Origin of the sequence: Streptomyces sp. NPDC050528 (assembly GCF_044457795.1) — a bacterium.
In the GTDB taxonomy this organism is placed as follows: Bacteria; Actinomycetota; Actinomycetes; order Streptomycetales; family Streptomycetaceae; genus Streptomyces.
The window spans coordinates 229,010-248,098 of the sequence record NZ_JBITHH010000003.1 but is presented as its reverse complement, the minus strand read 5'-3'; the positions used below and the strand labels follow the sequence as shown (position 1 = coordinate 248,098).

Annotated in this window: 18 protein-coding genes; 14 read left to right on the top strand and 4 right to left on the bottom strand. The window is 71.3% G+C overall.

Annotated features, from left to right (window positions below; translation table 11 throughout):
• Nucleotide 1 precedes the first annotated feature (1 nt).
• The 5 genes from ACIBK4_RS12550 to ACIBK4_RS12530 are packed head-to-tail and all read left to right on the top strand — an operon-like array spanning nt 2 to nt 3,478.
• Complete coding sequence (locus ACIBK4_RS12550; protein WP_398994623.1) at nt 2–772, top strand: fumarylacetoacetate hydrolase family protein; 771 nt, start codon at nt 2–4, stop codon at nt 770–772.
• Nucleotides 769–1,140 (top strand): VOC family protein, encoded by a 372-nt coding sequence (locus ACIBK4_RS12545; RefSeq protein WP_019069936.1) that lies wholly within the window; start codon nt 769–771, stop codon nt 1,138–1,140. The genes ACIBK4_RS12550 and ACIBK4_RS12545 overlap by 4 nt, the downstream gene beginning before the upstream one ends.
• A 26-nt stretch (nt 1,141–1,166) precedes the next feature.
• Nucleotides 1,167–1,952, top strand: a complete 786-nt coding sequence (locus ACIBK4_RS12540) for an alpha/beta fold hydrolase (RefSeq protein WP_398994622.1) — start codon at nt 1,167–1,169, stop codon at nt 1,950–1,952.
• A complete protein-coding gene (locus tag ACIBK4_RS12535) occupies nt 1,949–2,446 on the top strand; it encodes a heme-binding protein (protein WP_398994621.1) in 498 nt (165 codons plus the stop codon). Before ACIBK4_RS12540 ends, ACIBK4_RS12535 begins: the two co-directional genes overlap by 4 nt.
• Nucleotides 2,447–2,449: 3 nt before the next feature.
• On the top strand, nt 2,450–3,478 hold the full coding sequence (locus tag ACIBK4_RS12530; RefSeq protein WP_398994620.1) for a methionine synthase II (cobalamin-independent)-like protein: 1,029 nt from the start codon (nt 2,450–2,452) through the stop codon (nt 3,476–3,478).
• A gap of 54 nt (nt 3,479–3,532) precedes the next feature.
• Here the strand turns inward: ACIBK4_RS12530 and ACIBK4_RS12525 are convergent, their stop codons facing one another.
• Complete coding sequence (locus ACIBK4_RS12525) at nt 3,533–3,820, bottom strand: putative quinol monooxygenase (protein ID WP_398994619.1); 288 nt, start codon at nt 3,818–3,820, stop codon at nt 3,533–3,535.
• Nucleotides 3,821–4,058: 238 nt separating this feature from the next.
• Here ACIBK4_RS12525 and ACIBK4_RS12520 point away from each other — a divergent pair, with 238 nt between their 5' ends.
• The 5 genes from ACIBK4_RS12520 (at nt 4,059) to ACIBK4_RS12500 (ending at nt 10,589) form a co-directional block, all read left to right on the top strand.
• Nucleotides 4,059–5,507 (top strand): aldehyde dehydrogenase family protein, encoded by a 1,449-nt coding sequence (locus tag ACIBK4_RS12520; protein ID WP_398994618.1) that lies wholly within the window; start codon nt 4,059–4,061, stop codon nt 5,505–5,507.
• Between the two features lie 33 nt (nt 5,508–5,540).
• Nucleotides 5,541–6,749: an L-2-hydroxyglutarate oxidase gene (gene lhgO / locus ACIBK4_RS12515; protein ID WP_398994617.1), complete on the top strand. Its 1,209-nt coding sequence runs from the start codon at nt 5,541–5,543 to the stop codon at nt 6,747–6,749.
• 155 nt (nt 6,750–6,904) lie between these two features.
• Nucleotides 6,905–7,765, top strand: coding sequence for an amidohydrolase family protein (locus tag ACIBK4_RS12510; RefSeq protein WP_398994616.1), 861 nt, complete (start codon nt 6,905–6,907; stop codon nt 7,763–7,765).
• A gap of 13 nt (nt 7,766–7,778) precedes the next feature.
• Complete coding sequence (locus ACIBK4_RS12505) at nt 7,779–9,488, top strand: thiamine pyrophosphate-dependent enzyme (RefSeq protein WP_398994615.1); 1,710 nt, start codon at nt 7,779–7,781, stop codon at nt 9,486–9,488.
• Nucleotides 9,489–9,509: 21 nt separating this feature from the next.
• Nucleotides 9,510–10,589, top strand: a complete 1,080-nt coding sequence (locus ACIBK4_RS12500; RefSeq protein WP_398994614.1) for an Ldh family oxidoreductase — start codon at nt 9,510–9,512, stop codon at nt 10,587–10,589.
• Between the two features lie 66 nt (nt 10,590–10,655).
• On the opposite strand, the gene ACIBK4_RS12495 is transcribed toward ACIBK4_RS12500, so the two are convergent.
• The 3 genes from ACIBK4_RS12495 to ACIBK4_RS12485 form a co-directional block, all read right to left on the bottom strand.
• Nucleotides 10,656–11,591: an alpha/beta hydrolase fold domain-containing protein gene (locus ACIBK4_RS12495; RefSeq protein ID WP_398994613.1), complete on the bottom strand. Its 936-nt coding sequence runs from the start codon at nt 11,589–11,591 to the stop codon at nt 10,656–10,658.
• A gap of 355 nt (nt 11,592–11,946) precedes the next feature.
• Nucleotides 11,947–12,957 (bottom strand): M56 family metallopeptidase, encoded by a 1,011-nt coding sequence (locus ACIBK4_RS12490; RefSeq protein ID WP_398994612.1) that lies wholly within the window; start codon nt 12,955–12,957, stop codon nt 11,947–11,949.
• A gap of 4 nt (nt 12,958–12,961) precedes the next feature.
• The gene (locus ACIBK4_RS12485; RefSeq protein ID WP_398994611.1) at nt 12,962–13,387 is read right to left on the bottom strand and encodes a BlaI/MecI/CopY family transcriptional regulator; all 426 of its coding nucleotides are present in this window, start codon (nt 13,385–13,387) and stop codon (nt 12,962–12,964) included.
• 207 nt (nt 13,388–13,594) lie between these two features.
• Here ACIBK4_RS12485 and ACIBK4_RS12480 point away from each other — a divergent pair, with 207 nt between their 5' ends.
• From ACIBK4_RS12480 to fes, 4 genes are all read left to right on the top strand, one after another.
• Entirely contained in the window at nt 13,595–15,058 is a 1,464-nt protein-coding gene (locus tag ACIBK4_RS12480) for a glycosyltransferase (protein WP_398994610.1), read from the top strand.
• A 64-nt stretch (nt 15,059–15,122) separates the two neighbouring features.
• Nucleotides 15,123–15,866 carry a polysaccharide deacetylase family protein gene (locus ACIBK4_RS12475; RefSeq protein WP_398994609.1) on the top strand — a complete coding sequence of 248 codons (744 nt, stop codon included), beginning with the start codon at nt 15,123–15,125 and terminating at the stop codon, nt 15,864–15,866.
• A 73-nt stretch (nt 15,867–15,939) separates the two neighbouring features.
• Entirely contained in the window at nt 15,940–17,592 is a 1,653-nt protein-coding gene (locus ACIBK4_RS12470; RefSeq protein ID WP_398994608.1) for a carboxylesterase/lipase family protein, read from the top strand.
• Between the two features lie 230 nt (nt 17,593–17,822).
• Complete coding sequence (fes, locus tag ACIBK4_RS12465) at nt 17,823–19,085, top strand: enterochelin esterase (RefSeq protein WP_398994607.1); 1,263 nt, start codon at nt 17,823–17,825, stop codon at nt 19,083–19,085.
• Nucleotides 19,086–19,089: the final 4 nt, after the last annotated feature.

Here is a 19,089-nt window from a genome sequence, read left to right as displayed (position 1 = left end):
CATGAAATACACGCGCGTCGAGGTCGGCGGCCGAGCGGTGTGGGGCCGCGTGGGGGAGGAGCACATCGAGCTGCTGTCCGAGTCTCCGATCGAGGGCGACCCCACGGTGATCGGCAGCGTGCCGGTCGCCGAAGCCCGGTGGCTGCCCGTCGTCGTACCGCCCGTGTTCTACGCGGTCGGAATGAACTACCCGCGGCACATCGCGCACGCCAAGGCCGAGACCCCCAGTCGCCCCGAGGTCGGCTACCGGGCCAACAACGCGCTCACCGGCCACCGTTCACCCATCGTCAAGCCGGCCGAGGTCGAGGGCCGCTTCGAGGCCGAGCCCGAACTCGTCGCCGTGATCGGCCGCACCCTGAAGCACGCCACCTACGACGAGGCCCGCAAGTCGGTCTTCGGGTGGACGATCGGCAACGACGTGAGCGCCCGCACCTGGCAGCACCAGGACCGCTCGTTCTGGCGCAGCAAGAACAGCGACACGTTCAAGCCGATGGGCCCCTGGATCGAGACCGACGTCGATGCCCTCGCGCAGACCACGACACTCCGTGTGAACGGGGAGGTCCGCGCCTCGTTCGCCACCGGCGACATGGTCTTCGACCCGTTCGACCACATCGTCGAGCTCACCAAGCACATCACCATGCACCCGGGGGACGTGCTGTGGATGGGTGCCGAGTCCACCTGCCAACTCGAACCCGGGGACACCGTGGACATCGAGATCAGCGGCATCGGCGTCCTGTCCAACCCCGTACACAGCGAAGGGAATCCGTCATGAGCAGCGCACCCCGCTACATCCACCACGTCAACTTCCCCACCACCGACCCCGACCGGACCGCCGAGTGGTACACGAAGGTCTTCGGGATGAAGCGCATCATGCCCAAGTCCAACACCCGTGTGGTGCTGATGACCCGGGGCAACTTCGACCTCCACTTCACCCCCGTCGAGGAGATGGAGCGCATGGCGCCCTATCACTTCGCCGTCGAGGTCGACGACTGGGACGACTTCCTCGCCCACCTCAAGGACCTCGGCATCCGGCACACCCGGCCGATCGAACGCCCCGAGAACCAGTCGAAGTTCTGCTACATCCACGACCCCGACCACACCATGATCGAGCTCGTCTTCCACGGCCGCCGCCCCAACTAACCCAGCGCGTACAGGAGTTCACCCCCATGCCTATCGCCGACTCCGACGGCACCTCCATCTACTACGAGCGCCACGGCAGCGGTCCGGCGATCCTGTTCGTGCACGGCAGCGGCGGCCATCACGCCGCCTGGTGGCAGCAAGTGGCCGCGCTGCGCGAGGAGTTCACGGTCGTCACCGTGGACCTCCGCGGCTTCGGCAAGTCCGACTCGTCCATGCCCGAGTTCGACGGCCAGGACTTCCCCGGTGACGTCGTCGCCGTACTGGACCAAGAAGACCTGACCGACGCCATGTTGGTCGGCCAGTCCATCGGCTCCGTCGCCGCGCTCCGCGCCGGACTGCTCCGCCCCGAGCGCGTCGGCTCCGTCGTGCTCGGCCACTCGCTGGGCGGCATCAGCCACCCCGAGCTGAAGGAACTCGCCGCCGCCGACCGCGCCGAGGCCGTCAAACTCCCGGTCATCGACCGCCTGTTGACCAAGCGGTTCCAGCAGGAGCGGGCCGATCTCACCTTCCTCTTCCAGCAGATGGGCACGTTCAACGTGGCCAAGATGCAGGACCTGCGCAACCTCGACACCGACGGCCCGTCCCTGGACGACATCCAGACCTCCGGCGTGAAGGTCGCCTTCCTGGCCGGCGAGAAGGACGCGGTGCTCAGCGTGAAGACGGTGACCCGCGCCCACGAACTGCTGCCCGGCTCGCACCTGGAGATCGTCCCGGACGCCCCGCACTCCATGTACTGGGAGACGCCCGCGAAGTACAACGCCGCCGTCGCCCACCTGCGCCGCACCCTCACCGCACCGAAGGAAGCAGCATGAGCAGCCTCACCCTGGACGCCGCCGAGGAGATCATCGACGCCGCCCACAAGCGCGCCCAGTCGATCGGGAAGGCGGTGAGCGTGGCCGTCGTGGACGCGGGCGGTTTCCCCATCGCCATCCGCCGCCCGGACGGCGCCCGCCCGCTCACCCCGGACATCGCCCGCGCCAAGGCGTACACGGCCGCCATCATGCAGCGCCCCGGCAAGATGCTGAAGAAGTGGCAGGAGAGCCAGCCCGTCTTCTTCGGCCAGCTGTCCCAACTCCCGGGTGCGGCCATGCCGATCATGGCCACCGAGGGCAGCCTCACCATCAAGAAGGACGGCGAGATCATCGGCGGCCTCGGCATCGCGGGCGGCACCGCGGACGAGGACCAGCAGATCGCCGAGGAGGTCCTCGCCTCGCTCGGCTACGAACTGGAGTTCGCCGCCTGGGGTGTCGCGGGCAAGCCGGCCCCGACCTCGGACTCCTCGTCCTCGTCCGGAAAGGACGCCTGACCCATGGCGGATACGTTCAACTACCGCATCGACCACCACGGCAGCCTGGTCCGCCCCGGCGAACTCACGGCGGCCCGCGCGGCAGGCGACCCCGAGGCCCTGAAGGAGGCGGAGCTCCAGGCGGTCAAGGACGCGATCGTCCTCCAGCGCAAGCTCCGCTCCACCGTCGTCACCGACGGCGACTTCCCCCGGGAAGACTTCCGCAGCGCGGTTCTTGACGGAGTGTCAGGTTTCCGGCGCACGGACGAGACGGACGCCGACGGCCTCACGCGCTGGGTCGCGGAGTCCCTCCCCAAGGTCAACGGCCCGCTCCTCGCGGACTGGACGGCGCGGCTCACCGAGCTGACGGTGATCGCTCCGAAGGCCTCGCTGCCCTCGCCCGCGTACCTCGCCGCCACCACCTTCCAGGCAGGCCACGGCCCGTCCTCCGCACGGGAGTTGGGGGAGGCCCTCGCCGAGATCCTCCTCGCCGAGATACAGCTGCTGGTCGCCAAGGGCGTCCGCCTGATCCAGCTCAACAACCCGCTCCTGCTGGGCCAGTTGGCCACCGAACCGACCGACCCCGGCGCGCTCTCCTTCGCGGACGCGCTCGCCGTCGACGCGTTGGCGGTACGCCTGGACGATCGCCCCGAGGGCGTACGCATCGGCCTCGCCCCCGGCCCGGTCGCCCCCGCCGCGATCGACTGGGCCCGCGCCGAGCAGCTCTACGGCGAGATCGCCGCCGACCGCTGGATTCTCCCCTTCGACCAGGGCACCCCGGCCGAACTCGCCCTCGTCAAGGCACTCCCCGAGGACCGCGACTTCTGCCTCGGCGTCGTCGACGCGACCGTGCCCGAGCTGGAGGACATCGACACGGTGATGGCCAGGCTCGACGCGGTGGGCGAGTTCAAGGACCTGGAGGACGGGGCCGTATCGCCGTCCCGGGGCTTCGCCGACGTGGCGAGCCGGCCCCTGCTGAGCACCGAACAGCAGCGCCGGAAGATCGAGTTGGTGGAGACGGTCGCACGGTACGTGTGGGGCAACGAGTTCTGACGTGAGGGCCGGGAAGCGCGGCCGACGCGCTTCCCGGCGAGGCCTCGGCAGACCTCAGAGAACCTCGGCGAACGTCACCTTGCGATCGGTCAGCAGCGGCCAGATCGTCTGCACGATCAGCTCGTCGAAGTGCCCGGCGGCCTTGTGCGCGTCGAAACCGGCCCGGTCGGCGTACTGCTCGTACAGCACGAAACTGCCGGGCACATCGGCCTCGGCGTGCACCTCGTACGCCAGGTTCGCCGGCTCGGCCAGGGTGTGCTCACGCACCTTCAGCAACGCGGCGCGCACCGTGGCCTCGTCGGCGGGCTCGCAGAAGTAGTGGGCGATGACTGCGTAGGCCATGTCGTGTCTCTCCTCGGTGGTTCCTGGGCTCCCGGCGGCGCCTCGGCGACTGCCGTCCGGCCAGCCGATTCCAGCACGGAACAACCCTCCGCCGACCTGCGTGCGGCGCAAGCAATGCCTGCCCGCGCGGGGCTGGTGGCACCGCCCCCACATGGTGTGTTGTCGCATCCGGCCCACTGTGGCCGCTGACTGTGCAGACCGCGGACCCGCACCGCGGCGGACGAAGGAAGTGATCTTCATGCGAAGCCTGGAAACCCTCTCCGGTGGAGAGTGGGTGGCGACCGGCGAGTGGATCGAGGTGCAGAATCCCGCCGACGTCCGCACCCCCCTCGCGCGCATCCCCGCCCTCGCCGCCAAGGACGTCACCCGCGCCTACGACCACGCCGAGCGCGGCTTCGCCGTGTGGAAGCGCACCAGCCCCTTCGAGCGGGCCCGCGTCTTCACCGAGGCGGCGAGGCTGATCCGCGAACGGGTCGACGAGATCGCCGCCGACGTCACCGCCGAGAACGGCAAGACCGGCGCCGAGGCCCGCGGCGAGACCCTCAAGGCCGCCGACTTCCTCGACTACTACGCGGGCCTGGCCCGCCAGGGCTACGGCACCCTCCTGCACGACGCCCGCCCCGACACCCGCGTGCACACCCAGCGCGAGCCGATCGGCGTGATCCTCGTGATCAGCCCCTGGAACGACCCGCTGATCACCCCGGCCCGCAAGCTCGCCCCGCTGCTCGCCACCGGCAACGCGGCCGTGTTCAAGCCGGCCACCGAGACACCGTTGTCGGGCCTGCACTTCGCCCGCGCCCTGCACGACGCTGGCCTGCCCGCCGGGGTCCTGAACGTGGTGACCGGCCGCACCGCCGAGATCGAGGAGGCGCTCCTCGACGACCCGCGCATCGTCGCGATCACCTTCACCGGCTCGAACGAGGTCGGCAACCGCATCCGCCGCCGTCTCGCCGACCGCAACGTCCGCTTCCAGGGCGAACTCGGCGGCAAGAACGCCTCGGTCGTCCTCAAGGACGCCGACCTGCCCTTCGCCGCGAAGACCGTCGTAGCGGCTTCGTTCGGCCAGGCCGGACAGCGGTGCACCGCCACCAGCAGGGTCGTCGTGGAACGGCCGGTGTACGACGAGTTCACGCGGCTGCTGGTCGCCGAGGTCGAGGCGCTGAAGGTGGGCCCGGGCAGCGACCCGGCGACCACCCTGTGCCCGCTGTCCAGCCCGAAGCAGCGCGACAGTGTCCTCGCCCATCTCGCGGGGGCCGTGGAGCAGGGCGCCACCGTGCTCACCGGCGGTCGGGCGGACACCGAGGGCGACCACGAGCACGGCTGCTTCGTCCAGCCGACCGTCCTCGCCGACGTCACCGCCGAGACGGCGATCTGGCGCGAGGAGGTCTTCGGACCGGTCCTCGCCGTGCGTGCCGTAGACGATTTCGCGCAGGCCGTCGACGCGGTGAACGACTCCGACTTCGGCCTAGCCGCCGCGGTGTTCACCCGTGACCTCGCCTCCGCCTACCGCTTCGCGGACGACGCCGAGTGCGGGCAGATCGCGGTCAACGCGACGACGCCCGGCTGGGACGTGCACCTGCCCTTCGGCGGCTTTCACGACTCCGGCACGGGCTACAAGGAGCAGGGCGACGAGGTCCTGCGCTTCTCCACCCGGGTCAAGACCGTCGCCGTCCACTTCGGCGCGTGAGCACTTCAGCAGGACAGAGAGAGGAGGATGCCGATGGCTGACGAGACGATCGGCATCGTCGGCGCCGGCATCGTGGGCCTGGCCACCGCCCGCGAGATCGCCCTGCGCCGCCCCGGCACCCGGGTCGTGGTCCTGGAGAAGGAACACGAGGTCGCCGTCCACCAGACCGGCCACAACTCCGGCGTCGTGCACGCCGGCATCTACTACGCGCCGGGCAGCCTCAAGGCCGACCTGTGCGTCCGAGGCGTATCGATCCTGCGCGAGTACTGCCAGGACCGCGGGCTGCCGTACGACGAGATCGGCAAGCTCGTCGTGGCCGTGCGCCAGGACGAGTTGGGCCGGATGGAGAGCCTCTACGAGCGGGCCCGGAACAACCACGTGCCCGAACTCCGCAAGATCTCCCGGGCCGAGATCAAGGAGCTGGAGCCGCACGCCGGCGGTATCGCGGCCCTGCACTCGCCCCGCACCGCGATCACCGACTACCCGGCGATCGCCCGGGAGTTCGCGAAGGACATCGAGGCCTCCGGCGGCGAGGTGAGGCTCGGTTTCCCGGTCACGTCCATCACCAATGTGCCGGGCGGCATCGAGGTCGCATCGGGCCAAGTGCGCGTTCGTGTCGACCGGTTGATCCTCTGCGCGGGTCTCCACTCGGACGCCGTGGCGAAGTTGGCGCAGGACAAGAGGGAACCGAGGATCATCCCGTTCCGGGGCGAGTACATGCTCCTGAAGCCGGAGCGCACCAACCTCGTGCGCGGGCTCATCTACCCGGTGCCGGACCCCCGTTACCCCTTCCTCGGCGTGCACTTCACCCCGCGGGTCGACGGCAGCGTAGAGGTCGGCCCGAACGCCGTCCTCGCCCTCGCGAGGGAGGGCTACAAGCTCAGCCGCTTCTCCCTGAAGGACCTCGCCGGACTCGCCGCCTACCCCGGCTCCTGGAAGATGGCCGCCCAGCACTGGCGCACCGGCATCAAGGAGTACCGCGGCTCACTCTCCGCGAAGGCCTTCATGAAGGACGCGAAGCTCTACGTCCCCGGAGTCGGCGTCTCCGACGTCGTACGCGGCGGGGCGGGCGTCCGCGCCCAGGCACTGGACCCCGACGGCACCCTCGTGGACGACTTCCGCATCCACCAGGTCGGCCGGATCACCGCCGTGCGCAACGCGCCCTCGCCCGCCGCGACGGCCTCCATGGCGATCGCCGAGCACATCGTCGGCGCCGTGTTCGACAACCCGTCCGCAACCTGAGAATGCCCTGCGTACAGCGGTGTTTCGCGCAACTACTGCTTGCGCTCCCGGGGCTCGGCAAGGCCTCGCGACCCGCCTAGCGTTCCTTCCGTAACCCACCTCACCCGCCCCTTCGCACGACCTTCGTAAGACCTTCGAGAGAAAGAGCTCAGGACATGTTCGTTGTCGACACGCAGATCCACATCTGGAAGGAAGAGACCCCGGACCGCCCCTGGGTCCCGGGCGCGCGCGAGCGCATCCGCCTCAACGGACACCGCGAGGACCCCTTCTCCTACGAGGAGGCCCTGGAGCTGATGGACGAGGCCGGTGTGAACCGGGCCCTGATCCTGCCGCCGTCCTGGGAGGGCGACCGTATCGACTACGCCCTGGAGGCCTGCGAAGCCCACCCGGACCGCTTCGGGATCATGGCGCGCATCCCGCAGAACAAGCCCGAAGAGGGCAAGGCGATGCTGACGGACTTCGCGCAGAACCCGCATGTGAAGGGCACGCGCCTCACCTTCCACCGGCCGCAGGACCGCAACTGGATGATCGACGGCACCAACGACTGGTACTGGCCGATCGCCGAGGAGCTGCGCGTCCCGACGATGGTCCACGCGCCCATCTGGAAGCGGGAGCTGGGCGAGATCGCCGCCAAGCACCCCGAGCTGAAGATCATCATCGACCACATGGGCATCATGGCCCGCTGCGTCGACGACGCGATCGGCTACTGGGTCTCGGAGACCGCCGACCTCGCCGCGCACCCGAACATCTACGTGAAGCTCTCGGCGCTCCCGGGCTACTCCACGCAGCCGTTCCCGAACAACAACATCCAGAAGTACGTGCGCGAGATGGTCGACAAGATGGGCCCGCAGCGCTGCTTCTACGGCACCGACATCACGCGGCTCCTCGGGCACGGCATCACGTACACCGACACGATCGAGCAGTTCACCAAGCACTGGGACTTCACGCCCGAGGAGCTTGAATGGATCATGGGCCGCGGTATCTCCGAGGTCCTGAACTGGCCGATCGAGGGCTGAGGAAACACGAGAGATGACCGACACCACCACCACTCCGGGCGCCGACGGCGGCGATGCTCTCGTTACCGCCTTCAACGCCGTCGGCGCCGACTACATCTTCTGTTCGTCGGGCTCCGAGTGGGCCCCCGTCTGGGAGTCCCTGGCCCGCCGGCACCGCGACGGGCTGCCCTGCCCGCAGTACCTGGACCTGACCCACGAGACCGTCGCCGTCGGCATGGCCACCGGCTACGGACTCATCGAGCGCCGGCCCCAGGGCGTGCTCCTGCACGCGGCCCCCGGTCTCCTCCAGGGTTCGATGGCCGTGCACGGGGCGCTGCTCGCGGGCGTCCCGATGGTGGTCAGCTCCTCGGAGTCGACCACGTACGGCGACGGCCCCGGCCAGGACCCCGGCGGCCAGTGGTACCGCAACCTGTCCGTCGTCGGCGGCCCGCACCAGATCGCACAGCCCTTCACCAAGTGGTCCAACGAGGCCGCCAGCGTCCACACCCTTCCTACGATGGTGACGCGGGCGGCGGAACTGGCCTGGCGCGCCCCGGCCGGACCGGCGTACCTCAACGTCCCGCTGGAGATCCTCCTGGAGGACTGGGACGGGCGTGAGGCCAAGCCGATCGTGAAGCCCGGCTCGACGCACAGTTCGCCCGAAGAGGTCGATCCTGTCGCCCAGTTGATCCGCGAGGCGTCCAACCCCGTCATCGTCACGGAGACGGCCGGGCGCGAGGCGGGCGGCTTCGAGGCCCTCGTCGCCTTCGCCGAGGCGTGGAACATCCCGGTCGTCGAGCCCGACTCGGCGGTCTGCGGCAACTTCCCGCGCACCCACCCGCTGCACGCCGGCAGCGACATCGGCCCGTGGATGGACGAGGCGGACCTCATCCTCCTCGTCAACTGCCGCGCCCCCTTCTACCCGCCGTCGCGCCGCCCGTCCAAGGCGACCATCGTCGTCATCGACGAGGTGCCGCAACGCCCGCACGTCGTCTACCAAGTCCTGTTCGCCGACCGGTACTTGGAAGGCAACGTCGCCAACACCCTGCGCCAGCTGGCCAAGCGGGCGAAGGACCTCGACGAGGCGGCCGTCGCCGTACGCCGTGCGACCCAGGAGCAACGGCACGCCGACGAACAGGCCGCGATCGCCGCCACCGAGGCAAAGGCCGCCCAGGCGGAGGGCATTGACCCGGTCCTCGTCGCCGCCACCCTGCGCAAGCTGCTCGACGGCCAGGACGCGATCGTCGTCGACGAGACCATCACCCACAGCCGCGTCGTCAAGCGTCACGTCCAAACCGCCGACCCCGACTCGTACTTCTACGTCCAGGGCGGCCTCGGCCAGGGCATCGCGGTCGCGCTCGGCGTCAAACTCGCCGCGCGGGAACGGCCGGTGGTGCTCACCATCGGCGACGGCGCGTTCACCTACAACCCGGTCATCCAGTCGTACGACGCGTCCAACGCCTACGAACTCCCTTTGCTGATCGTGGTGTTCAACAACCGCGTCTACAAGTCGATGAACCTCAACCACCGCAGGTTCTACCCCGAGGGCGCCGCCGCCGACACCGGTGAGTGGCTCGGCACCGATCTGCACCGGCTGCCCCGACTCGCCGCGTTCGCCGAGCCGTTCGGGATGCACACCGAGACCGTCGACGCCCGCGAGGCCCTCGCCCCCGCGCTGGAACGCGCGCTCAAGGCCGTGGCGGAGGGCACCACCGCCGTCGTCGACGTCCTCGTCACCCGCTGAACCAGGAAGGCACCCGCCACCATGTCCGACACCGCAACGCCCAAGCCGGGCAAGGTACTTGTCGCCGCCGACGACCTGCGCACCTTCTCCGCCGCACTCCTGGAGAAGGGCGGTCTGAGCGCCGAGCAGGCGCACACCACCGCCGACGTGTTCGTGTGGGCCGCGCTGCGCGGCGTCGACTCGCACGGCATCGCCCGCGTCCCCGCCTACCTGGAGCTGCTGGCCAAGGGCGTGGCCAACGCCGACGCCGAGATCCGGATCGAGTCGACTGCCCCGGCAGCGGCCGTTCTTGACGCCGACCGCGCCCCCGGCCCGGTCGCCCTCAGCGCCGCCGCCGACGAGGCGGTCACCCGGGCCCGGATCAGCGGAGTCGCCGCCGTCGGCGTCCGCCGTACCGTGCACACCGGCGCCATCGGCTACTACGTGTCGAAGATCGCCGAACAGGGACTCGTCGGTATCGGCTATGTCTCCGGGATGCCCAACATGGGCTACACCGGCGTCAAGGGCGCCGCCGTGGCGACCAGCCCGCTGGCCATCGCGGTACCGGCGGAGTCGCATGCCCCGCTGCTGCTCGACATGGCCACCGCGACCATCGCGCTCGGCAAGATCCGCCAGGCGAAGGCGAGCGGCACCCCGCTGCCCGAGGGCGCGGCCGCCACCGCGGACGGCACCCCGACCACCGATCCCGAACTGGCCGTCATGCCCCTGCCGTTGGGCGGTGCCAAGGGCTCCGGGATGTCCCTCGCGTTCGAGCTGCTCACCAGCGTGCTGGTCGGTGCGCCGATCTTCGCCGCGTTCCACTCGGACGATCCGCAGGGCCGCAAGCACCGCCAGAACGCGCTGCTCATCGCCCTCGACCCGGCGGCCTTCGGTGACCCGGCCGCCTTCACGGAGGCGGTCGACGGAACCCTGGCCACGCTCAAGCAGCTGCCGCCGGCGGACGGCGCCGAGGGAGTCTTCTACCCCGGTGAGCGCAGCGCGACGGTCGCCGAGAGCCGTGGCGCGAAGGGCATCCCCGTCGCGCCCAAGGTGTGGCGTGAACTGACCGAGGCGGCAGGCAAGTTCGGCCTCACGCTGCCGGAGCCGGTGCCTTCGGCGTGACCCAACGGCACTTCGCCGACCGTCCGAGGGGGATGGTCGGCGAAGTGCGTTGTCAGGGAGGGGAGTTCAGGCGGTGCCGACGGCATCCCGTAGCTGACGGGCGATCAGGGCATAGGTGTTCAGGGCCCGTTCGTCGTCCGTGCCGTCGTAGCCGTGGTCGGCTCCGGCGACGTCGACGTGGTCGACCAGCGCCCCCGCCGTCCGCAGCCGGTCGGCGTAGTGCACACCCTCCGCCTTGAGCAGGTCGTACTCCGCCGTGACGACCAGCGCCGGGGCGATGCCCTTCAGGTCCGCCGTGTCCGACGGGTGGGCGGGCGACACCAGCCGGTCGGCACGCACCTTCGGGTCCGGGACGTACGACGTGTCGAAGACCTCCGCCATCCAGGGGCGCAGTACCGGCTTGGCGATGGCGGCGTGCTTGTCCTTGGCGCTGGTCGCGAGGTCCAGCGGCGGATAGTGCAGCACCTGGAGCGCGATCGAGGGGCCGCCCTCCTCCAGCGCCTGCCGGGCCACCGCCGCCGCGAGTCCGCCCCCGGCGCTCTGCCCGCCCACGGTGAGCCGGTCACCGTCCCAGCCCTCCTCACCGCCGTGCTCGGCGATCCACCGGACGACCTCGAAGGCCTGCCGGGGCGGCGCGGGGAACGGGTGCTGCGGCGCGACGACGTAGTCCACGTTGACCACGACGACACCGGCCTCCGCCGCGAGGAAACGGCACAGCGGGTCGTCCAGTTCGGTCAGCGGTACGACATAGCCGCCGCCGTGGAAGTTCACGTGCACCGGCGGAGGCGGCCCTTCGCCGGCGGGCAGGTACACCGTGGCGCGTGCCGGGGCGATGCTCGTCGGGATCGTCAACTCCCGTGTCCGGCGCGGAAAATCAGGGAGCCGCTGATGCGAGTAGGCGGCGGAACCGCGCCCGCTCGGACGCCGGTCGGCCATCACCGACAGACGCTGCAGGGACTTGGCGGCGAAGGCGGCCACCGCCGGCCGGGCCAGAACAGACATGCCGCTCCATTCGTGGAGTGCGCGCGACGGGGAGTCGGGTCCGATCGCCGGGAACGATCAACAGGATTCCTGGCGATGAGTAGGGCGACGATAACACGGGTGTATTTCGGGTGGATGCGGGGATCGGCGCTGTTCAGGGGGCGACGTCAGAGGGGCTGTGGCTGCGGCTGTCGTGTCGGCTGCCGATCAGCGAGACCGGGACGATCGCGTGATCGTCGCGTGGCGTGGACCGCCGTGTTCGCGTGATCGTGAGTGGTGCGGGGGCGCTCCGACGCGGGGGCACTCCGACCGCAGGCCAGTGTCCCGGCATGTTCCGCGACGCCGCCCCGGCACGGACCCGGCACCGCCCCGGTGCTTAGCGGTCCTGGACCGGCCCTTCCAGCTCGCCGTGCTCGCAGCACACCCCGTGCGGCGAGACCGACGCCCCCGGCGTCGACACGGCCGCCGCCTGAGCCGTCGCACACGCGGCCCGCTGTGCCGTCTCGATCATCTGCTCGCTGTCGGTCGCGGCGTCGGCCAGGCTCGCGCAGCACATGACGAGCAGGGCGGCGCCCGCGACGAACGGCAGGGCCCGGCGCGGGGGAGGGGGTGCGAGCAGCGCCCTGACCCGCTGCGGTACCGCCCCGCCGGTCGCGGCCAGTGCCGGGCGGGAGCGGTTCGCGGAGGTGGCGAGCGCGGCCCGGCCCACGGCATGCGCGACGACCGTACGATCGCCGACGCGCACCGCGGCCTCCTCGTCGGCCCAGCGCTCCAGGGCGAAGCCACCCGCCTTGGACAGCGGTCGTAGCAGCGGATTCACGGCGGCGGCGAGCCGCCAGAGGGTCTGGAAGAGATGGTGCCGACCGCGCAGATGGGCCCGCTCGTGGGCGAGGAGGGCCTCACGTTCGCGGTCGCCCAGGCAGCGCAGCATCGCGCTCGACACCACGATCCGGCCGGGCGCCCCCGGCAGCGCGAACGCCTCCGGCACCTCCATGTCCAGAACGGCCAACTCCGTGTCCCCGGGCAGGAGTCGGCACTCGCGGCGGGCCCAGCGCAGATGCCGCAGCTGACGTGTTCCGGCGACGACGAGGCCCGTGACGGACGCGAGCAGGGCGAGGGCGGCGGCCCCGGCGACCGTCAGGTAGACCGGGTCGGAGGCGCGCACGGCGGCGACCGACCACTGGCCCTCCTCGGCGACCTCGGGGATCTGCACCAGCCCGGCAAAAGCCAGCAACGCCAGCGAACCCAGCCAGCCCAGCGATGCCACCAGCGCGGCGGACGCCAGCGACCAGGCGGCCGGGCGCGGCGCCAGCCGGGGGGCGGCGCGGGGTGCGAGCACCGCGACGACCATGGTGATCAGGAGGGGGACGTACACGCTGATCAGCATCGGCTCACGGTCCTTCGTCGGCGCGGCCGTCGGGGTGCGGACCGTCGTGCCCGGAGAGCAGTCGCTGCAGCAACTCCTCGTCCTGCGCGGAGAGTTCGGAGACGAAACGAGTGAGCACCGCCTCACGGTCGGTGCCGTGCTCCAGCAGCGAGCGCATCCGCTCCGCCGTGTGGGTCGCCTCGTCGCGGGCCGGCGCGTACGCGTAGCCGCGGCCCGCGCGGTGCCGGACGAGCATCCCCTTGTCGTACAGGCGCGACAGGATGGTCAGCACGGTGGTGTAGGCGAGGTCTCCCGGCAGCCGTTCCCTGACCTGGCGCGCGGTCTGCGGCTCGTCGGCGCCGTAGAGGGCGGCGAGAACCCCGCTCTCCAGTTCGCCGCGCGCCCGCCTGCCGGACGCCGCACCGTGCTCGTCGCTCTTCCGGTCGTGCACTGTTCACCCCACCGCCTTTCACCGATCGGTGTCCCAGCCTACCCGCGCGCCTACTACGGCCTGTAGAAGTGCGCCAAGGGCTCGAAGTGTTCGAGCAAGGGGTCGTTCAAGGGTTTTGCGTACGTGAACTACTACATGTCGTACGAGCTTACCTACTACATGTTGTAGAGTTTCGCCGCTCCACTCCACCTGCGGAGGAAAAAGCCCATGCCCCACCCCGGAAATACGGTGCGCCGTCCGTCGGCCGAGCGTGTCGTGATCGTCTCGGCGAGCGTCGGCGCCGGTCACGACGGCGCCGCCGCCGAACTGGAGCGGCGGCTGGTGGCGGCCGGTCTCACGGTCGACCGGTTCGACCTGCTGGACGTGCTGCCCGCCCGGCTCGGCCGGCTCGTCCGGGACGGCTACCACCGTCTGCTCGTCCGGGCGCCGTGGGCCTACCAGCGGATCTACAGCAGCACCGAACGCGCCGGAGGCGGCGGCCCCCTCGCGAAGGCGCTGCTGCGCTCCGCGGAGACGCGGCTGCTGCGCGCCCTGCCGGCCGACACCGGCGCGGTCGTGTCGACGTACCCGGGCGCGAGCCGGGTCCTGGGCTCCCTCCGCCTCGACGGTCGCCTCGCCGTCCCCGTCCTCACCTACCTCACCGACTTCTCGGTGCACCCGCTGTGGGTGGCCGACGGCGTCGACATCCACCTCGCGCTGCACGCCGTCCCCGCCGCGCAGGCCCGGGCCGCCGGCGCGAGCGACGTCCGCGTGTGCGGCCCGGTCGCCGACCCGCGCTTCCACCCCGTGGACACGACGGAACGCGCCGCGGCCCGCGCCCGCTTCGGACTGCCCCCAACTGCCCCGCTGGCCTTGCTCGTTGCCGGTTCCTGGGGCGTGGGCCCGGTCCGACAGGTCGCCCGGGACCTGCGCGACTGCGGCGCGGCCGTACCGCTCGTGGTCTGCGGCCGCAACGAGACGCTGGCCGAGCAGCTCCGCGCGGACGGCATCGAGCACGTCCACGGCTGGGTCGACGACATGCCCGGCCTGATGCACGCCTCCGACGTCCTGGTCCAGAACGCCGGAGGCCTGACCTCCCTGGAGGCCTTCGCCGCGGGCCTGCCCGTCGCCAGCTACGGCTGCATACCCGGCCACGGCCTCACCAACGCCGCCGCCCTGGACGAGGCCGGCGTTGCCGCGTGGATCCAGGACCCGGACCAACTCAAGTACATACTGGGCGAGTTGATAGACGGCCCACGCGGACTGCTGCAGAGGGAAGCGGGCCTCGCCCTGTTCGCGGACGAACCTCACGGTCCGGACCGGGGCCCGGCGGCCGAGACCGCAAGGGTGTGCCGGGCGGGTGCCGAGCCCGTCGCCGCACCCACCGCTCGCCCCTCCGACGGGCCCACCGCCCCATCCGCCACGCATCCCGTCGCCGCACCGACCGCCCAGCGGGTCACCCCGCCCACCGCTCGGCGGGTCGCCCGTCCGGCCGCTCTGCGGCTCGCGATCACCACCGCGCTGGCCTGCGCGGTCTGGGCGGGTGCGGTCGGCACGGCGGTCGCCACGACCGACGGCGGCCCGCGCCTGATGCACGCCATAGGCCAAGGTCTCGACCTCGACGACCTGGCCCACGGGCACCACCCAGGTCACGTGCCCGATGGGGACCACCCGAAGGGACACCACGTATGACCTCCGTACGCCCTGGCCCTACGACCGCCCGTGTCGCCGAGCGCAGTACGAAGGGCCGCCCGTCATGACCACCGCCCGCCTCCTGCGCACGACGGCCCGCGTCGCACTCCCCGCACTCCCGCTCCTCGCCGCCGCGTATGCCGCCCCCGTCCTCTCCACCTACGGCCCGCTCCGCAACCGCGTCATGCCCCGCCTCGCCGGCCGCGGCCGACCGGACCACGTCGCGCTCACCTTCGACGACGGACCGGACCCCCTCTCCACCCCGCTGTTCCTACGGCTGCTCGACGAACGCCGGGTGCACGCCACGTTCTTCCTCCTCGGCAACCAAGCGGTCCGCGCCCCCGGCCTGGTCCGCGAGATCGCCGCCGCCGGACACGAGATCGCCGTCCACGGCTGGCTCCACCGCCCGCTCGTGCTGCGCGGCCCCCGCGCCACCCGCGACGACCTGGCCCGCGCCCGCGACACGGTCGGCGACCTCACCGGACGCACGCCCCGCCTCTTCCGCCCGCCCTACGGCGTGATGTCGACCGCCGCCCACCTCGCGGCCCGGCGCCTGGACCTCACGCCGGTGCTGTGGACGGCGTGGGGCGAGGACTGGAGGGCGCACGCCACACCGGAGTCGGTGCACCGGACGGTCACCGCCGACCTGCGCGGCGGCGGCACTGTCCTGCTGCACGACTCCGACTGCACGTCGGCGCCCGGCAGTTGGCGCGCCACCCTCGGCGCAGTGCCCCGCATCCTCGACACCTGCGCGCAGCGAGGCCTGTCGGTGGGGCCGCTGCGGGAGCATGCTGTGGATCCGCTCTGAAGTTGACAATATTGTTGGCGCTCCCGGTCGGCGGAATTTACGTTCGCAAGTACCTAGACCAGGGAGCCCCCCCATGCTTTCGAACGCCATGAACCGCCGGACCTTCCTCAACGGGTCGCTGACCGTCGCCGCGACGGCCGCACTCGTCGGCACGGGAACGAGCGCAGGCGCGGCGGACCGCACGACCTCCACGACCCCGCTCACCGGCCCGCTCCGGATCGACACCGGCCGGGTGTCCGGAGTCGCGTCCCTCGTCTCCGGCGTCACCGTCTTCAAGGGCCTGCCCTACGCGGCGACCACGGCGGGCGCCAACCGCTGGCGTCCCCCGCAGCCGGCGACGCCCTGGACCGGCGTGCGCGTCGCGGACACCTTCGGGGACACCTGCCCCCAGCAGATGATGGGATCGTCCTCGGTCACCATGAGCGAGGACTGCCTCAACCTCAACGTCTGGACCGGCGCGACGAGTTCACGCGAGAAGCGCCCGGTCCTGGTCTGGATCTACGGCGGCCGGTTCACCGGCGGCTACGCCTCCGACCCCGGCTTCGACGGCGCGGGCCTCGCCGCCAAGGGCCTGGTCGTAGTGACGCTCAATTACCGCACCGGCGCGTTCGGTTTCCTCTCCACCCCCGAACTCAGCGCGGAATCCGGCCACCAGGCATCCGGCAACTACGGTCTCCTGGACCAGATTTCGGCCCTGCGCTGGGTACGGCGCAACATCTCCGCGTTCGGCGGCGACCCGAACCGCGTGACCATCGCGGGCCAGTCGGCGGGCGGCGCCTCGGTGATGCACCTCATCTACTCCCCGCTCGCCAAGGGCCTGTTCCAGGGCGCGATCTCCGAGAGCGCCGGCGCCCGCGCCACCGGCGACCCCGAAATCGCCGCGCTGGCAGCGTCGTACCGCACACTGGAAACCGCCGAGAGCCAGGGCACCGCCTACGCCGCGGCACTCGGCGCCACCTCGCTGACCGCTCTCCGGGCCCTGGACAGCGCCAAGTTGATGGCGGGTCAGAACGCCAACGACACCTCGGTCAGCGGACCGGTGAACGGCAACCCGCCGGAGTTCCGCCCGGTCCTCGACGGCTGGGTCAAGCCGTGGACGTACGAACAAGCCCTGGCCGGTGGCCACTTGAACGACGTGCCCGTACTGGCAGGCGGGAACAAGGACGAAAACGGCGCATCCCCGACCCCCACCGTGAAGCTCGCGGACTACCTGAGCACCGCCGAGAAGGAGTACGGCACTCTCGCCGACGAGTTCCTGACGCTCTACCCCGCCACCACCGACACGGAGGCGGGCGAGGCCCGCAACGCCTCCGCCCGCGAGGGCTCACGCGTCTCCGCCAACCTGTGGGCGGCGGAGTGGGCGAAGACGGCGAAGAGCCCGGTCTTCACGTACTACTGGGAGCACGTCCCGCCGACCGCGACCGGCGCCAACTCCCGTGGCGCGTACCACGGTTCGGAGATCAACTACGTCTTCGACAACCTCTACGCCACGAACCTGCCCTGGACCGACGCGGACCGCACGGTCGCCGACACCCTGTCCGACTACGTGGTGAACTTCGCGACCCACGGCGACCCCAACGGCCACGGCCTCACCCGCTGGCCCGCGGCCAACCACCGCTTCGCGACCACGATGGAACTCGGCGACCGGTTCGGCACGCTCGCCCTCGCGGACGCGGCCAAGGTGGACTTCTTCGAGCGGTTCTTCGCGAGCCAGAAGCGCTGGTGACGCAACTCCAGCGAGGTGGGGAGGCGGGATGCGCGGGCAACGGAGGTGGGGCGGGGCGTGCGGGTATAGGGGGCGGGCAGGACACGCGGGTATAGGGAGCGGGGCAGGACACGCCGGCCAAGGGAGCGGGGCAGGACACGCGGGCAAAGGGGGCGGGGCGGGGCATGCGGGCACATGTAGTTAGGCTTGCCTAATTGAAAGCGCTGCCTCGTCGGACGGAGTCCGCCCGCATGACCGCCTCCGTGCCCCCGCCGCCCGAGGGAGCCCCGCACCACCCGCCCCGCCTGGCCCGGCCCGAGGCGGTGCCCCGCCTCAAGGAACCGGCGCTCGCGCTGCCGACGCCGGACGGCGTGGCGGAGTTCTGGGCGGACGTCCGGCGACGCGGCACCCCGCTCGTGTCACCGGACCCGCTGGGCAGCGCCGACCACCGTGCCGTGACGTTCCTGTGGCGCGGCGGCCCGGCCACCCGCGCCGTCCAGGTCCTGCCCAACAAACTCGGCGACCCGCGCGATCCCGAGGGCAACCTGATGGAACACCTGCCCGGCACGGACGTCTGGCACTGGACGCTCCGTCTGCGCCACGACTGGCGCGGCACCTACGACGTCCACGTCGACGAGGGCGACGGACCGGCCCCGGGCGCCCCTGACTACTGGCGTTGGCTGCGCACCCAGAGCCGGATCGACCCCTTCAACCCCCGCACACTGCCCCGCCGTTGGGACGGTGGAGGAATCCCGTACGCCGAACTCCCGGCCGCCCCCCGCGCGTTGGACTGGGTGCCGAGGCAGCACATCGCGCACGGCACCCTCACCGAGCACAAGGTGGCAAGCGCCCATCTCGGCGACGAGCGAAGGGTCTGGCTCTACGAACCACCGGTTGCTGCAGGGGAGTTGTCGGACCTCCCTGTCCTTGCCCTCCTCGACGGGGAGCACTGGGGGCCACGACTCGGCCTCGCGCACCTGCTCGACAACCTCATCGCGGACGGCAGGGTCCCGCCGCTCGCCGCCGTGCTGCCCGACTCCGTGGATGCCGGCACCCGGTGGGCGGAGCTGACGTGCCGTCCCGAGTTCGTCGGCTTCCTCGCGGACGAGCTGCTGCCATGGGCGGCGGAACGGCTGCCCGTCACGGACGATCCCGCGCGCACGGTGATCGCCGGACAGAACCTCGGCGGTCTCACCGCCGCCTATGCGGCGGTCGCGGCCCCGCACCGGTTCGGCAACGTCCTGGCCCAGTCGGGTTCGTTCTGGTGGCCCGTCGGCCCGGACACGGAATGGCTCACCCGGCAGCTTGCCAACACCCCACGCCTGCCCGTCCGTTTCCGGCTCTCCTTCGGCGAACAGGAATGGGTGGCCCTGTCCGCGGCCCGCCGACTGCGCGAGACCCTGGCCGCCGCCGGCTATCGCGACATCACCTACCGGGAGTTCAACGGCGGCCACGACTACCTCTGCTGGCGGACCGAACTGACCGACGGGCTGGTGGAGTTGCTGGGCCACTGAGCGG

Coding starts and splice junctions, on each gene's coding strand:
- ACIBK4_RS12545 (WP_019069936.1), top strand. CDS start 769: ATGAGCAGCGCACCCCGCTACATCCACCACGTCAACTTCCCCACCACC.
- fes (WP_398994607.1), top strand. CDS start 17,823: ATGACCGCCTCCGTGCCCCCGCCGCCCGAGGGAGCCCCGCACCACCCG.
- ACIBK4_RS12530 (WP_398994620.1), top strand. CDS start 2,450: ATGGCGGATACGTTCAACTACCGCATCGACCACCACGGCAGCCTGGTC.
- ACIBK4_RS12510 (WP_398994616.1), top strand. CDS start 6,905: ATGTTCGTTGTCGACACGCAGATCCACATCTGGAAGGAAGAGACCCCG.
- ACIBK4_RS12480 (WP_398994610.1), top strand. CDS start 13,595: ATGCCCCACCCCGGAAATACGGTGCGCCGTCCGTCGGCCGAGCGTGTC.
- ACIBK4_RS12500 (WP_398994614.1), top strand. CDS start 9,510: ATGTCCGACACCGCAACGCCCAAGCCGGGCAAGGTACTTGTCGCCGCC.
- ACIBK4_RS12550 (WP_398994623.1), top strand. CDS start 2: ATGAAATACACGCGCGTCGAGGTCGGCGGCCGAGCGGTGTGGGGCCGC.
- lhgO (WP_398994617.1), top strand. CDS start 5,541: ATGGCTGACGAGACGATCGGCATCGTCGGCGCCGGCATCGTGGGCCTG.
- ACIBK4_RS12540 (WP_398994622.1), top strand. CDS start 1,167: ATGCCTATCGCCGACTCCGACGGCACCTCCATCTACTACGAGCGCCAC.
- ACIBK4_RS12505 (WP_398994615.1), top strand. CDS start 7,779: ATGACCGACACCACCACCACTCCGGGCGCCGACGGCGGCGATGCTCTC.
- ACIBK4_RS12520 (WP_398994618.1), top strand. CDS start 4,059: ATGCGAAGCCTGGAAACCCTCTCCGGTGGAGAGTGGGTGGCGACCGGC.
- ACIBK4_RS12475 (WP_398994609.1), top strand. CDS start 15,123: ATGACCACCGCCCGCCTCCTGCGCACGACGGCCCGCGTCGCACTCCCC.
- ACIBK4_RS12490 (WP_398994612.1), bottom strand. CDS start 12,957: ATGCTGATCAGCGTGTACGTCCCCCTCCTGATCACCATGGTCGTCGCG.
- ACIBK4_RS12470 (WP_398994608.1), top strand. CDS start 15,940: ATGCTTTCGAACGCCATGAACCGCCGGACCTTCCTCAACGGGTCGCTG.
- ACIBK4_RS12495 (WP_398994613.1), bottom strand. CDS start 11,591: ATGTCTGTTCTGGCCCGGCCGGCGGTGGCCGCCTTCGCCGCCAAGTCC.
- ACIBK4_RS12525 (WP_398994619.1), bottom strand. CDS start 3,820: ATGGCCTACGCAGTCATCGCCCACTACTTCTGCGAGCCCGCCGACGAG.
- ACIBK4_RS12535 (WP_398994621.1), top strand. CDS start 1,949: ATGAGCAGCCTCACCCTGGACGCCGCCGAGGAGATCATCGACGCCGCC.